The organism is Streptomyces sp. NPDC057900, from assembly GCF_042887885.1.
In the GTDB taxonomy this organism is placed as follows: Bacteria; Actinomycetota; Actinomycetes; order Streptomycetales; family Streptomycetaceae; genus Streptomyces.
On the sequence record NZ_JBHVOI010000014.1, the window covers coordinates 114,579 to 129,414 of the forward strand.

Annotated in this window: 10 protein-coding genes; 2 read left to right on the plus strand and 8 right to left on the minus strand. The window is 71.4% G+C overall.

The genetic code is table 11. The features are described 5' to 3' along the window. Nucleotides 1–35 precede the first annotated feature (35 nt). The 6 genes from ftsH to ACFVQ0_RS32870 form a co-directional block, all read right to left on the minus strand. Nucleotides 36–1,955, minus strand: coding sequence for an ATP-dependent zinc metalloprotease FtsH (gene ftsH, locus ACFVQ0_RS32845; protein ID WP_390092842.1), 1,920 nt, complete (start codon nucleotides 1,953–1,955; stop codon nucleotides 36–38). Nucleotides 1,956–2,127: 172 nt separating this feature from the next. Continuing rightward, nucleotides 2,128–3,678: a signal recognition particle protein gene (ffh, locus tag ACFVQ0_RS32850; protein WP_390092843.1), complete on the minus strand. Its 1,551-nt coding sequence runs from the start codon at nucleotides 3,676–3,678 to the stop codon at nucleotides 2,128–2,130. Nucleotides 3,679–3,809: 131 nt separating this feature from the next. Continuing rightward, nucleotides 3,810–6,263, minus strand: coding sequence for a [protein-PII] uridylyltransferase (locus ACFVQ0_RS32855; RefSeq protein WP_390092844.1), 2,454 nt, complete (start codon nucleotides 6,261–6,263; stop codon nucleotides 3,810–3,812). A 30-nt stretch (nucleotides 6,264–6,293) separates the two neighbouring features. After that, the gene (locus ACFVQ0_RS32860; protein ID WP_003965965.1) at nucleotides 6,294–6,632 is read right to left on the minus strand and encodes a P-II family nitrogen regulator; all 339 of its coding nucleotides are present in this window, start codon (nucleotides 6,630–6,632) and stop codon (nucleotides 6,294–6,296) included. Next, nucleotides 6,629–7,981 (minus strand): ammonium transporter, encoded by a 1,353-nt coding sequence (locus tag ACFVQ0_RS32865; protein ID WP_390092845.1) that lies wholly within the window; start codon nucleotides 7,979–7,981, stop codon nucleotides 6,629–6,631. The genes ACFVQ0_RS32860 and ACFVQ0_RS32865 overlap by 4 nt, the downstream gene beginning before the upstream one ends. Before the next feature lie 365 nt (nucleotides 7,982–8,346). Continuing rightward, nucleotides 8,347–9,822: a hypothetical protein gene (locus ACFVQ0_RS32870; protein ID WP_390092846.1), complete on the minus strand. Its 1,476-nt coding sequence runs from the start codon at nucleotides 9,820–9,822 to the stop codon at nucleotides 8,347–8,349. A gap of 426 nt (nucleotides 9,823–10,248) precedes the next feature. On the opposite strand from ACFVQ0_RS32870, the gene ACFVQ0_RS32875 reads away from it, so the two are divergent. Further along, nucleotides 10,249–10,908: a bifunctional DNA primase/polymerase gene (locus ACFVQ0_RS32875; RefSeq protein WP_390092847.1), complete on the plus strand. Its 660-nt coding sequence runs from the start codon at nucleotides 10,249–10,251 to the stop codon at nucleotides 10,906–10,908. Nucleotides 10,909–10,988: 80 nt separating this feature from the next. Here the strand turns inward: ACFVQ0_RS32875 and ftsY are convergent, their stop codons facing one another. Next, a complete protein-coding gene (ftsY, locus tag ACFVQ0_RS32880; protein ID WP_390092848.1) occupies nucleotides 10,989–12,185 on the minus strand; it encodes a signal recognition particle-docking protein FtsY in 1,197 nt (398 codons plus the stop codon). A gap of 214 nt (nucleotides 12,186–12,399) precedes the next feature. On the opposite strand from ftsY, the gene ACFVQ0_RS32885 reads away from it, so the two are divergent. Beyond that, nucleotides 12,400–13,365 carry an LLM class flavin-dependent oxidoreductase gene (locus ACFVQ0_RS32885; RefSeq protein ID WP_390092849.1) on the plus strand — a complete coding sequence of 322 codons (966 nt, stop codon included), beginning with the start codon at nucleotides 12,400–12,402 and terminating at the stop codon, nucleotides 13,363–13,365. Between the two features lie 20 nt (nucleotides 13,366–13,385). On the opposite strand, the gene ACFVQ0_RS32890 is transcribed toward ACFVQ0_RS32885, so the two are convergent. Further along, nucleotides 13,386–14,804 (minus strand): sugar porter family MFS transporter, encoded by a 1,419-nt coding sequence (locus ACFVQ0_RS32890; protein ID WP_390092850.1) that lies wholly within the window; start codon nucleotides 14,802–14,804, stop codon nucleotides 13,386–13,388. Nucleotides 14,805–14,836: the final 32 nt, after the last annotated feature.

The following is a 14,836-nucleotide window of genomic DNA, read 5'->3' on the forward strand; positions in this document are numbered from 1 at the left end:
CCCGGCGGCGGGCGTCGCGGACAGCCCGGCAGCCCTTACGGCTTGTCGAGCCGGGTGATGCCGGCCGCCCGGTAGGCGGCCACCTCGTCCAGCGTCTCGTGCTCCAGCAGCGCCCCGGCGAGGGAGTCCAGCCGGTCCCGGTTGTTCCCGAGGAGCCGGCACGCCTCCTCGTAGCACTCGTCGACGATGCGGCGCATCTCGCCGTCCACCGCGTCGAGGGTGGCGGGCGCGGCGCTCAGCCCGTACGCCTGCTGGGCATCGGCCGGAATCGCCGTCAGCCGGCCCACCTTGTGGCTCATGCCCCAGCGGCCCACCATGCCCCTGGCCAGACCGGTGACCTGCTCAAGATCGCTCTCCGCGCCCGTGGTGACGACACCGAACACCACCTGCTCGGCCGCCATCCCGCCGAGCGCGCCGATGATCCGGCCGCGCAGGTACTCCTCGGTGTACGCGTACTTGTCGGCGTCCGGTGTGGAGAGCGTGACCCCGAGGGCCCGCCCGCGCGGCACGATGGTGACCTTGCGGACCGGGTCGGCGCCGGGCTGGAGCATCCCCAGCAGGGCGTGCCCGCTCTCGTGGAAGGCGGTTCTGCGGCGTTCCTCGTCCGACATGACCAGCGAGCGCTCCGCACCGAGCTGGACCTTCTCCAGGGCGTCGGAGAGATCGGCGCCGCTGACCTCCCGCTGTCCCCGCTTGACGGCGAGCAGCGCGGCCTCGTTGGCGAGGTTGGCCAGGTCGGCGCCGGTCATCCCCGGGGTCGTACGGGCCACCTGGCCCAGGTCCACGTCCTGCGCCATCGGGATCTGCCGGGTGTGGATCTCCAGGATCGCCTCCCGGCCGGTCTTGTCCGGCGGGCTGACCTGGACGATCCGGTCGAAGCGGCCGGGCCGGGTGAGCGCCGGGTCCAGGACGTCCGCGCGGTTGGTGGCCGCGAGCACGATCACGCCCTCGGAGCCGGAGAAGCCGTCCATCTCGGTGAGGATCTGGTTGAGCGTCTGCTCGCGCTCGTCGTGCCCGCCCATGCCCGAGCCGCCGCCCCTGACCCGTCCGATGGTGTCGATCTCGTCGATGAAGACGATGGCGGGCGCGACCTTGCGCGCCTCGGCGAAGAGCTCCCGGACCCGTCCCGCGCCGACGCCGACGATCATCTCGATGAACTCGGAGGCCGAGGCCGAGAAGAACGGCACCCCCGCCTCCCCCGCGACGGCCCGCGCCAGCAGCGTCTTTCCGGTGCCGGGAGGACCCGCGAGGAGTACGCCCCCGGGCATCCTGGCGCCCATCTCGCGGTAGGCGTCCGGGTTCTTCAGGAAGTCCACCACGTCGTCGAGCTCGCCCGCGACCTCGTCGATACCGGCCACGTCGGCGAAGGTGGTGCGGCGGCCGCCCTCCAGCTCGACCGGCTTGGGCGGGGCCTTGCGGCCGAAGCCGCCCAGCCCGCCGCCCATGCCGCCCTTCGACATCCGCCGGGCGATGAACACCCAGAGCGCGACGAGCAGCAGCATCGGTGCCAGCGAGATCAGCAGGTTGGCCAGGAAGCTGCGCTCCTTGACGACCGGTTCGGCCGTGACCGTGACGTCGTCCTTGACCAGTTCGGCCCAGAGGTTGTCGTCGGCGAAGGCGGGCCGCTGGGTGACGAACTTGGTGTACTTGTCGTCCTTGCCCGGGACCTTCGCCTCCTTCTTGAGCTGCCCCTCGATGGCATCGCCCTTGGAGTAGATCTTGGAGACATTGCCCGAGGTGACCTGCTTGCTGAACTCCGTGTACGCGATCGTCCGCTCCTCCTCGCCGTTGAAGAAGGAGAGCAGCAGGTTGGCGATCAGATAGACGGCCAGCGCGGTCAGCAGCAGTCCGCCCCAGCCTCCGGGCATCTTCCGGCGGGGCGGCGGGGGCGGTGGTGCGCCCTCGGAGCGCCAGGGCTGGTCGGTGCGGTCGCGGGGAGGTACCGGACTGGTCACGCGTGCTCCTCTGCCGACAGCCGTTGAGCCGACATTAAGGGAGAAACACGGACGAAGCCCTCGGAGCGGCGGTCCGCTGGGCCCATGGAGGGAACGCCGCTCCCCCGCACACGCCCGAGGGGGCGCCCGCCGTGAAGCGGGCGCCCCCTCGGGGACATGGCACGGGGCTCGGTCAGCCCATGAACTTCTTGAACTCGTCCGGGAGCTCGAAGTTCTTGTCGTCCTGGCCGGCGGGCAGGCCGAGCGCGCCGCCCTGCGCGGCCTGCTCGCGGCGGGCGGCCTCGGCCGCCTCCTCGGCCTTGCGCTTCATCGGGTTACCGCTCTTGCGCTTGCCCTTGGCCTGCTTGACCTGCTTCTTCTGCCGGCCGGGGCCGCCGCCCATGCCCGGCATCCCCGGCATCCCCGGCATGCCGCCGCCCTGCGCCATCTTCGACATCATCTTGCGGGCCTCGAAGAACCGCTCGACCAGGCTCTTCACGGCGCTGACCTCGACACCGGAGCCCTTGGCGATACGGGCCCGGCGCGAGCCGTTGATGATCGTCGGCTCGGCGCGCTCCTTCGGGGTCATCGACTTGATGATCGCGGCGGTGCGGTCGACGTCGCGCTCGTCGATGTTGTTGATCTGGTCCTTGATCTGCCCCATGCCGGGCAGCATCCCGAGCAGCTTGGAGATGGAGCCCATCTTGCGGACCTGCTCCATCTGGGCGAGGAAGTCGTCGAGCGTGAAGTCCTTGCCCTTGCTGGACGCCAGCTTGGAGGCCATCTTGGCGGCCTCGTCCTGGCTGAAGGTCTTCTCCGCCTGCTCGATCAGGGTGAGCAGGTCACCCATGTCGAGGATGCGCGAGGCCATCCGGTCCGGGTGGAAGGCGTCGAAGTCCTCAAGCTTCTCGCCGTTCGACGCGAAGATGATCTGCTTGCCCGTGACGTGGGCGATCGACAGGGCCGCGCCGCCCCGGGCGTCACCGTCGAGCTTGGAGAGCACCACACCGTCGAAGCCGACGCCGTCGCGGAAGGCCTCCGCGGTGTTGACCGCGTCCTGACCGATCATCGCGTCGACGACGAAGAGGATCTCGTCGGGGCTGACGGCGTCGCGGATGTCCGCGGCCTGCTGCATCAGCTCCTGGTCGATGCCGAGGCGGCCGGCGGTGTCGACGACGACGATGTCGTGGACCTTGGTCCTGGCGAACTCGATCGAGTCCTTGGCGACCTGGACCGGGTCACCGACGCCGTTGCCCGGCTCCGGTGCGTACACCGCGACGCCGGCGCGCTCGGCGACGACGCTCAGCTGGTTGACGGCGTTGGGGCGCTGGAGGTCACAGGCGACGAGCAGCGGGGAGTGGCCCTGGCTCTTCAGCCAGAGGCCGAGCTTTCCGGCGAGGGTCGTCTTACCGGCACCCTGGAGACCGGCGAGCATGATCACGGTGGGCGCGGTCTTGGCGAACCGCAGCCGACGGGTCTCGCCACCGAGGATGGAGACGAGCTCCTCGTTGACGATCTTGATCATCTGCTGCGCGGGGTTCAGCGCCTGGGAGACCTCGGCGCCGCGCGCCCGCTCCTTGACGTTGGCGATGAAGGACCGGACGACGGGCAGGGCGACATCGGCCTCAAGCAGGGCGATACGGATCTCGCGAGCCGTGGCGTCGATGTCCGCCTCGGACAAGCGGCCCTTGCCCCTGAGGTTCTTGAAAGTCGCGGCAAGGCGGTCGGAGAGAGTATCGAACACGGCGCTCGTCGGTCCTCAGGGTCGGGGGCGGGATGGGTCAGTCGTTCCCAAGGGTATCCGGACGCCGTGGAACGCAAAGCCCTCGCCCGGTTCTCGTGACGGACGAGGGCTGTCGCACACGGTGAAAGCGCTCAGCCGAGCGCCTTCTCGACCTCCTGGGCCAGCTCCGCCGCGCGCTCCGCCGACAGCGGCCTGCCGTCCTCATCCGTGACGTAGACCGTGTCCACCGCGTTGGCCCCGAGCGTCGACACGTGCGCGCTGCGGACCCGTACCGCGCTCTGCTCCAGCGCCCGGCCGATCCGGTGGAGCAGCCCCGGAGCGTCCTGGGCGCGCACCTCGATCACCGTGGCCAGCCGCGAACCGGCCGCCGCGACCTTCACCCTCGGCGGCGGGGCCTTCACCCCGCGCCGGCGCGGATAGGCCGCCTCGCGCTCCGCGAGCCGGGACCGGATGTCCAGCGAGCCGTCCAGCGCGCGTACGAGATCGGCGCGCAGCCGGGCGGCCTGGGGCAGGGACCCGTACTCGGCGGCGACCCGCCAGCTCAGCAGCAGTACGTCGGCGCTCTCGCCCAGCTCGGTGGGGAGCTCGACGGCCCGCAGGTCCGCGGCGCGGACGGTGAGCCGGTGCAGGGCCAGCACCCCGGCGGCGGCGGGGAGGACTCCGGGCCGGTCCGGGAGGGCGATGAGGAGTTCGACGCCGACGGGTTCCGGGGCGTCCTCCTCGTGCGGGGTCTCGGTCTGGGCGTGCAGGGCGAGGACGGGTTCGCCGGTGCGCAGGGCCTCGACGGCCAGGCGTTCCTGTTCGGCGCTCGGGGCCGCGGGCTCCGGCTCCTCCGGTTCCTCGCCGGCGAGGACCGCCGCGACGCGTCTGACCAGGTCCGCGACGAGGGAGGCGCGCCAGGCGGACCAGGCGGCGGGCCCGGTGGCGAGGGCGTCGGCCTCGGTGAGCGCGTGCAGCAGTTCCAGGGTGGAGGTGGTGGAGACGGCGGTGGCGACGGTGCGGACGGTCGCCGGGTCGTCGAGGTCGCGGCGGGTGGCGGTCTCGATGAGCAGCAGGTGGTGGCGGACGAGGGTGGCGATGACGCCCACGTCGTGCGGCTCGAAGCCGATCCGTGCGGCCATGTCGCGGGCGATGACCTCGCCCGCGACGGAGTGGTCGCCGGGCCAGCCCTTGCCGATGTCGTGCAGCAGTGCGGCGACGAGCAGCAGGTCGGGGCGGCCGACGCGGCGGGTGAGGGAGGAGGCGCGGACGGCCGCCTCGACGAGGTGGCGGTCGACGGTCCAGGTGTGGACGGGGTTGCGCTGGGGGCGGCAGTGGACCCGTTCCCAGTCGGGCAGCAGCCGGGTGATCAGCCCCTCCGCTTCGAGGGCCTCCCAGACGGGCACGGTGGCCTCGCCCGCGCCGAGCAGGGTGACGAGCTCCTCCCGTGCCTCGGCCGGCCACGGCACCGGCAGCGGTTTGGCGGCACCGGCCAGGTGGCGTACGACGTGGCGGGAGAGCGGGAGTTCGGACTGGGCGGCGGCCGCGGCGGCGCGCAGGACGAGCACCGGGTCGCGTTCCGGACGGGCGGTACGGGCGAGCACGACCTCGCCGTCCGCCTCGACGACGCCGTCCGCGAGCGGGCTGCGGTCGACGCCCTGCGCCCGGCCGCCGCCCAGCATGGCGCGCAGCCTGGGACGCGCCGAGCGGGCCCGCAGCACCCGGTTGACCTCGCGCCAGGTGACGTCGGTGGCGTACGAGACGGTGCGGGCGGCCTCGTACACCTGGCGGAGCAGGGCGTCGGCGTCGAGGAGGCCGAGGGCGTCTGCGACCTGGTCCTGTTCCTGGAGGGCGAGGCGGTCGGTGGCGCGGCCGGTCGTCAGGTGGAGGGCGTCGCGGGCGTCCAGCAGGACGCGGCGGGCCTCCGCGAGGCCTTCGCGCGGTGCGTCGGCGACCCAGGAGGCGGCGACGGCGCGCAGGGCGGTGGCGTCGCGCAGGCCGCCGCGGGCCTCCTTGAGGTCGGGTTCCAGGAGGAACTGGAGCTCGCCCTGGCGCTCGGCCCGTTCGCGGCAGAGCTCGTCGAGCGCGGGCAGCCGCTTGGGGGCCTGGTTCCGCCAGTCCGCGAGGATCGCGGTGCGCAGGGAGGCGACGAGGCCGAGGTCGCCGGCCACGTGACGGGCGTCGAGCAGCCCGAGCTGGACCTTGAGGTCCTCGCCCGCCGTCTTGCGGGCCTCGGCGGGGGTGCGGACGGAGTGGTCGAGGGCCAGGCCGAGGTCCCAGACGGGGTACCAGATGCGGTCGGCCAGGGTGGCGACGGCTCCGGAGTCGGCGCTGCCGTCGTGCAGGAGCAGCAGGTCGAGGTCGCTGCGCGGGGAGAGTTCGCCCCGTCCGTAGCCGCCGACGGCGACGAGGGCGGCGCCGCGTACTCCGGCGTGTGCGGTGGCGGAGGCGAAGAGGGCGCTCAGCCAGTCGTCGGTGAGCGAGGCGAGGGCCGCACGGCGCGGCGGCCCGGACCGCACCTCTCCCTGGAGGAGGCGCAGCCGGGCCGCCGCATAGCCGCTGGGTCCCGAGTCCTCGGATTCGGTGGTCACTTCGGTACTCGTCACCCAGCTGCCTTCCGTTCGCGGAATCGTCGGTCAGAGTGCGTCGGGGCCGCGTTCGCCGGTACGGACCCGGACCGCGGTCTCGACAGGGACGCTCCAGACCTTGCCGTCACCGATCTTGCCGGTCCGGGCCGCCTTGACGACGACCTCGATGAGCTGTTCGGCGTCCTCGTCCTCGACGAGCACCTCGATGCGGATCTTCGGGACGAGGTCGACGGTGTACTCGGCGCCCCGGTAGACCTCGGTGTGGCCGCGCTGGCGCCCGTAGCCGCTGGCTTCCGTGACCGTGAGGCCCTGGACGCCGAAGGCCTGGAGGGCCTCCTTGATCTCGTCAAGCCGGTGGGGCTTCACGACTGCGGTGATGAGCTTCATGCGTCCACCTTCTTGTTCGTCGGGGCTGCCGTGGTGCCGGGGGCGGGAGGCGTGGGGCGGGGGGACAGACCGCCTCCCGCGCCGCTGAAGTCGTACGCGGTCTCCGCGTGCTCGACCTGGTCGATGCCGGAGACCTCGTCGTCCTCCTCGACCCGCATCCCGATGGTCTTGTCGAGGACGAGGGCGAGGATCGCGGAGACGACCAGAGAGTACGCGAGGACGGCGAAGACGCCGACGGCCTGCTTGCCGAGCTGGTCGAGCCCGCCGCCGTAGAAGAGGCCCTTGGCGTCGGACTGGACCCCGCCGGTGGCGAAGAAGCCGATGAGCAGGGAGCCCGCGATACCGCCGACGAGGTGGACGCCGACGACGTCCAGGGAGTCGTCGTAGCCGAACCGGTACTTCAGACCGACCGCCATGGCGCACAGCACACCGGCGATGGCACCGACCGCGATGGCGCCGAGCGGGCTGACCGCGCCGCCCGCCGGGGTGATGGCGACGAGTCCGGCGACGGCACCGGAGGCGGCGCCCAGGGTGGTGACGGAGCCGTGCCGGAGCTTCTCGTAGCCGAGCCAGGCGAGCATCGCGGCGGCGGTGGCGACCTGCGTGTTGACGAACATGACCGCGCCGACGCCGTCGTCGTTGCCAAGCCACGAGCCGGCGTTGAAGCCGAACCAGCCGAACCAGAGCAGTCCGGCGCCGAGCATCACGAGCGGCAGGCTGTGCGGCCGCATCGGGTCCTTCTTGAAGCCGACCCGCTTGCCGATGACGAGGATCACGCCGAGGGCCGCGGCACCGGCGTTGATGTGGACGGCCGTACCGCCGGCGAAGTCGATGACGCCGAGCTCGTACAGCCAGCCGCCCGCGCCCCAGACCCAGTGCGCGACCGGGAAGTAGACGACGGTGACCCAGAGGGTGATGAAGAGCGCCCAGGAGGTGAACTTGACCCGGTCCGCGAGGGCACCGCTTATCAGGGCCGGGGTGAGGACGGCGAACATCAGCTGGAACACGGCGAAGACGTAGACCGGGATGGTGTAGCCGTCCCAGAGTTCCGTGACACCGATTCCGCTGAGTCCGGCGAAGTCGGAGCTCCAGCCGATGAAGGAACCGATGTCGGAGCCGAAGGCGAGGCTGAATCCGTACAGCACCCAGAGGATCGTGACGATCCCGAGGCTGATGAAGCTCATCATCAGCATGTTGAGGGTGCTTTTGACGCGGACCATGCCTCCGTAGAAGAAGGCCAGGGCCGGGGTCATGACCATCACGAGGGCGGAGCAGATGAGCATGAATCCGGTATTGGCGGCAGACAGCGTCGGGGCGTCTGCTGCGAACGTCGTGATGCCTGGGGGCATCGGCGTCTCCTCGTCGTCGGTGCGGCCGCGTGCGGGCGGTGGGGGCACAACCACGTGCGGAACCACTGGGGAAAGGGGCCGTCCTTATGCGCCATGAGATTCGCTCAGCGCCGTTTCCATGGATGCCGCGTGGTGTTTCGCCGCAGTGACGAAGGCGAGCGACGTGTTACGTCCCCATGAACCGCCCGTGCCGTTCCCGCGCTCGCACCTACTCTGCGGCCGGGGCCGCATACGGTGCGGTTACGACGCTCCGGTACGGGAACGACCACACGAACCGGCCACGGCGACCACCCACTGACCTGGCAATCGGGGGAGCCGAAGTCGGTCTGTGCGGGGTGGCCGTCGTGGCCGGGGACTGGGTGCTCTCAGACCGCTTCCGCGGCCTCGGGGAGCTGTTCGGTGAGGAGATCGGTGAGCCGGGCGACCTCGGGGATGTCCCCGAAGTCCCTGGCCGCGGTGTCGACCGTCTTGCGCAGCCGGGTGTTGACGCGCTCGGACCGGACCTTCTTGGCGACCCGCAGCGCCTTCTCGGCCAGCACGGTGGACTCCTCCGGTTCGCGCTTGAGGAGGTGGACCGTGGCGAGACCGATCAGGTTGAGGGCGTAGGAGCGCTGGTGCTCGTCGTCCTCCCCGAAGAGCTGGACCGCCTTCTGCATGACGGGTTCGGCCAGCGAGGCGTACGTGGGGCTGCGGCCGGCCACATAGGCGAGGTCGCGGTAGGAGTGGGAGTTCTCGCCGTTCAGCTCGGCGTCGGAGAAGAACCGGATCCAGTCGGGCTCGGGCTCGCCGTCGATTCCCGCGTCGAGGAAGGTGTCCTCGGCCATCCGGACGGCCCGTTTGCACTTGCTGGGCTGGCCCATGTTGGCGTACGCGCGGGCCTCCATCGCATACAGCATGGCCTGGGTGCGCGCGGTGGCGCAGTCCCGGCTGCCGTACTGGGCGAGGTGGATCAGTTCGAGGGCGTCGTCGGGCCGGCCGAGGTGGATCATCTGCCGGCTCATGCTGGACAGGACGTACGAGCCGAGCGGCTTGTCACCGGCCTCCTTGGAGGCGTGCAGGGCGAGGACGAAGTACTTCTGGGCGGTGGGCTGGAGGCCGACGTCGTAGCTCATCCAGCCCGCGAGCTCGGCCAGCTCGGCGGCGCAGCGGAACAGCCGTTTGGCGGTGGCGGCCGGCTGCGGCTCCTGGAGCAGGTCGGTGACCTCGTGGAGCTGGCCGACGACGGCCTTGCGGCGCAGTCCGCCGCCGCACTGCGCGTCCCACTGGCGGAACATCGCGGTGGTGGACTCCAGCAGGTCGAGCTCGGGTCCGGAGAGCCGGGAGGGGCGGCGGGCGGCGGCCTCCGGATCCGGCTCCGCGGCCGCGGCGGCGGTGACGGGCACCAGCCAGCGCTGCATGGGTTCGATGAGGGCGGGGCCGGCGGCGAGGGCGAGGGAGCTGCCGAGGAAGCCGCGCCGGGCGAGCATCAGGTCGCTGCGGGAGAACTCACTGAGCAGGGCGACGGTCTGGGGCCCGGCCCAGGGCAGGTCGACACCGGCGACCGACGGGGCCTGGTGCGCGGCGCGTAACCCCAGGTCCTCGACGGCGACGACCGAGCCGAAGCGCTCAGAGAACAGCTCGGACAGGATGCGCGGGATCGGTTCGCGCGGCTGCTCGCCGTCCAGCCAGCGCCGCACCCGTGAGGTGTCGGTGCTGATGTGGTGGGCGCCCAGCTGGCGGGCCCTGCGGTTCACCTGGCGGGCCAGCTCGCCCTTCGACCAGCCGCTGCGCACGAACCATGATCCCAATTGCCCGTTGGGGCGCTTACCGGCATTCGAATCGCCCGCGCCGCTGCCACTCACTGGAACGCCCCCATCCCGCCGAAATACCGTCCGCCCGAACCATTCTCAGAATGCCGTGAACCGATCCTGTCCGTACGGAGGTCGCACGCCATCGAACAGAAAGTCGAGTTGCCTCCGGCATACCCATGGGCGCACATACTTCCATGGTTCGTGTACCGACGGTAATCCTACGATCACCCCCTCGGGGAGAGTGATTGCGGAAACGCCACCATTCGCCACCCCTTCGGATGAACGCCACCGCAGCTGAGCGCGATTCACTTGACAGGTGACGATCAGCGGTAGGCGCAAAGAAGCATTCGGCGGCGTGCGAATGAGTTCGGGCACCCCGGCGCACGCCCCGCGCCCGGCCGGATCAGCGAGGACGGCGGAGTGTCACGATTGAACCGCGTTCCGTAACCACCGCGAGCTGGACCCGTTGGAGGGGGCATGGGCTTCACGATCGGCGGCATCCGCGAACTGCGATCCGGCGCACGGCGCCGCGGCCGTGCGACCGAGGGCACCGCGGTGGCCGAGTACACGGGGTTATGGGGCTGGGCCGTCGCACCGGGCGCGCGGGCCTCTGACGGCCGCTGCTCCTGCGGCGCGGCCGACTGCCCCTCCCCCGGCGCGCATCCGCTGGACTTCGCGCGGGAGGTGCCCGCGGGGGCGACGCTCGACACCGCGGCACGTGCGTGGGCAGAGGTGCCCGGCGCCTCGATGCTGCTGCCGGTGGGCCGCAGCTTCGACATCCTCGAAGTCGCGGAGCGGTCCGGGCGCAGGGCGCTGGTACGGATGGAGCGAATGGGCCTGCCGCTGGGTCCGGTGGCCGTGACGCCGGCCGGACGGGCGCAGTTCTTCGTGGCACCCGGCGCGGCCGCCGGGCTCCCCCAGCTGCTGTACCGGATGGGCTGGGACGACGCGGAGCTGGACCTGCGGGCGCTCGGCCTCGGCTCCCACATCACGGCGCCCCCGTCCGACCAGGGCGGCCTCGGCCCGGTCCGCTGGCTCCGCCCGCCCGCCCTGGACACCGCGGCGGCCCCGCCTGAAGCGCGGCTGCTGCTGGGCACGCTGGCGTACATCTGCCACCGCTGGGCCCTCTGCGGCTGAGCCCGCACAACGACCCCGCACAGCGAACGGCCCGGCCGCCCGGATGTCCGGGCGGCCGGGCCGTTTCCTGTCCGGCGGTCTCAGTCCCCGATCAGGGCGTCCACGAACGCCTCCGGCTCGAAGGGGGCCAGATCGTCCGGCCCCTCGCCGAGCCCGATCAGCTTCACCGGTACGCCCAGCTCGCGCTGGACGGCGATGACGATGCCGCCCTTGGCGGTGCCGTCCAGCTTGGTGAGGACGATGCCGGTGATGTCGACGACCTCCGCGAAGACTCGGGCCTGCACCAGGCCGTTCTGCCCGGTGGTGGCGTCCAGCACGAGCAGGATCTCGTCGAGCGGTCCGTGCTTCTCGACCACCCGCTTGACCTTGCCGAGCTCGTCCATCAGGCCGGTCTTGGTGTGCAGCCGGCCCGCCGTGTCGATCAGTACGACATCGGCGCCCTCCGCGATACCTTCCTTCACCGCGTCGAAGGCGATCGAGGCCGGGTCACCGCCCTCGGGTCCGCGCACGGTGCGGGCGCCGACGCGCTCGCCCCAGGTCTGGAGCTGATCGGCGGCGGCGGCCCGGAAGGTGTCGGCCGCGCCGAGTACGACGCTGCGGCCGTCGGCCACCAGCACCCGGGCGAGCTTTCCGGTGGTGGTGGTCTTTCCGGTGCCGTTGACACCGACGACCATCACGACGCCGGGGGTGTCGACACCGCTCTCCGTCTTGACCGCACGGTCGAAGTCGGTGCCGAGCAGGGTGACGAGCTCCTCGCGCAGCAGGGTGCGCAGGTCCTCGGGGGTACGGGTGCCGAGGACCCGGACGCGCTCGCGGAGCCGTTCCACCAGCTCCTGGGTGGGGGCGACGCCGACATCGGCGGTGAGGAGGGTGTCCTCGATCTCCTCCCAGGTGTCCTCGTCGAGGTTGTCCCGCGACAGCAGCGTGAGCAGCCCCTTGCCGAGGGAGTTCTGCGAGCGGGCGAGCCGGGCCCGCAGCCGGACCAGCCGGCCCGCGGTGGGCTCGGGGACGTCGAGCGCGGGGGGCGCGGCGGCCTCAGGGGCCTGCTCCGCCTCCTCCTCGGTGGGCGGGAGCCCGACCTCCTCGATGGTGCGGCGCGATTCGTCGCGCGGCGTTTCGGCCTCCTCGCCGACATGGGGCTCGGCGGGAGGAGTGATGGTCGGCGTGCTCGACGGTGCCGGGGGCAGCTGCTTCTTCTTGCGGCTGCTGACCACGAGCCCGCTGATCACGCCGACCGCGACCAGGGCGATGACTACAGCAAGGATGACGAATTCCATAACCCACCCAGTATCAGTCACGCGCGGGGACAATCGGGGAATGGCCGTTCCGCAGGGGGCCGGGTGCGCGATATTCGCGGTACGGCCATGGCTCCGCCCGCGCCCGGCACCACCGCGCCCCGGCGCACGGCGGCGCAACACACCCCTACACTTCTGACGCTGCGTCAGCTACTGTCCGGCCTCGCCCAGCCCGCCCGGCGAAGGGGACAGTGTCATGGCCTTCACAGTCGTCCGGTTCAACCTCGTCGATCCAGCCGCCACGCCCGGCTCGCTCTCGGCCCGCTACCGCGCGGCCCTGGACATGGCCGCGTACGCCGACGAGCACGGCATCGACACCGTACAGACCGAGGAGCACCACGGGGCCGCCAACTCCTGGCTGCCCTCGCCCTTCGTCCTGGCCGGGGCCGTCTTCGGCGCGACGGGCCGGATCGCGGTCACGGTCTCCGCGGTGATCGGGCCGCTGCACGACCCGCTGCGGCTGGCGGAGGACATCGCGGTGCTCGACCTGCTGAGCGCGGGCCGGCTGGTCACGGTCGCGGGGATCGGCTACCGGCCGGAGGAGTACGAGCGGGCGGGCGTCGAGTGGGGCAGGCGCGGCCGGATCCAGGACGAGCTGCTGGAGACGCTGCTGCTGGCGTGGACCGGGGAGCCGTTCGAGTTCCGCGGCCGCACGGTCACGGTGACCCCCCGGCCGTTCACCCGGCCGCACCCGCTGCTGCTGGTCGGCGGCAGCTCGCGGGCGGCGGCGCGGCGGGCGGCGCGGCTGGGGCTGCCGCTGTTCCCGAGCGCGCATCTGCCGGAGCTGGAGGCGTACTACCACGAGCAGCGCGCGGAGCACGGCACCGAGGGCTTCTGCATGATGCCCGCGGCCGAGACCCCGCTGCTGCACGTGTCCGAGGACCCGGACCGTACGTGGGCCGAGTACGGGGAGCACTTCCTGCACGAGGCCCGTACGTACGCCTCCTGGCAGTCCAAGGACATCCGCTCGGCCGTCCGCTCCGCGGCCACGACGGTGGCGGAGCTGCGCGCCGAGGGCGTCTACCGGATCGTCACCCCGCAGGAGTGCGCCGATCTGGGCCGGGAGCTGGACAGCCTGGTGCTGCATCCGCTGTGCGGCGGGATGCCGGTCGAGGAGGGGTGGCGCAGTCTGCGGCTGTTCTGCGAGGCGACCGGCGGCTGAAGGAGCGCGGACCGCGGGGGTCAGCCCATCTCCTCCAGCGCCTTGCCCTTGGTCTCCTTGACGAACTTGAGGACGAAGGGGATCGAGAGCGTCGCGAAGCAGGCGTAGATGATGTACGTGCCCGACAGGTTCCAGTCGGAGAGGCTCGGGAAGCTCGCGGTGATCGCCCAGTTGGCGATCCACTGCGCGGACGCGGCGACACCGAGCGCCGCGGCGCGGATCCGGTTCGGGAACATCTCGCCGAGGAAGACCCAGACGATGACACCCCACGAGAGGGCGAAGAACAGCACGAACACGTGGGCGGCGACGAGCGCGACCACGCCCTGGGTGTTGGGGAGCTTGCCGTCGACCAGGTTGGCGGAGAAGGCCCATGCCTCGAAGGCCAGCGCGACGGCCATGCCGCAGGAGCCGACGAGAGCCAGCGGACGGCGGCCCACCCGGTCCACCAGCACCATCGCGATCACGGTACCGATGATGTTGATGATCGAGGTGGTGAACGAGTAGAAGAACGAGTCGGTCGGGTCGATGCCGACGGACTGCCACAGCGTCGCCGAGTAGTAGAACGCCACGTTGATGCCGACGAGCTGCTGGAAGACCGACAGGCCGATACCGACCCAGACGATGGGCAGGAAGCCGAAGCGGCTGCCCAGCAGGTCCTTGAAGGTCGACTTGTGCTCGCGGTGCATCGCGGTCTCGATCTCGGTCACCCGGGCGTCGAGGTCGACCCCCTCGCCCTCGACCTCCGCCAGGATCTGGCGGGCCCGGTCCTTCCTGCCGACCGAGATCAGGAACCGCGGCGACTCGGGGATCGCGAAGGACAGCAGACCGTACAGAACCGCGGGCAGGACCATCACGCCGAGCATCCACTGCCAGGCTTCCAGGCCGCCGATCTTGCCGCGCTGGTCGCCGTCGGCGATCTGCAGGATGCCGTAGTTGACGAGCTGGGAGATGGCGATGCCGATGACGATCGCCGCCTGCTGGAAGGAGCCGAGGCGGCCCCGGTAGGCGGGCGGTGAGACCTCCGCGATGTACGCCGGGCCGATCACCGAGGCCATGCCGATGGCGAAGCCGCCGATGATGCGCCACATCGCCAGGTCCCAGAGCGCGAACGGGAGCGCGGATCCGACGGCGCTGATGGTGAAGAGGACCGAGGCGATCTGCATGCAGCGGATTCGGCCGATCCGGTCGGCGATGCGGCCCGCGGTGGCCGCGCCGATCGCACAGCCGATGAGGGCGATGGCGATGACCTGGGCGAGCGTGCCGGAGCCGATGTCGTACCGGCTGCGGATCGCCTCGACGGCGCCGTTGATCACGGAGCTGTCGTAACCGAAGAGGAAGCCGCCCATGGCCGCGGCCGCCGTGATGAAGATGACATGGCCGAGGTGGTCCGGGTGGGCCGCTCTGGCTCCGGACTCTGGTCCCTGCGATGTGCTGGTCACGTGAACTCCTGGTGCCTGGCCGCAGACGCAGG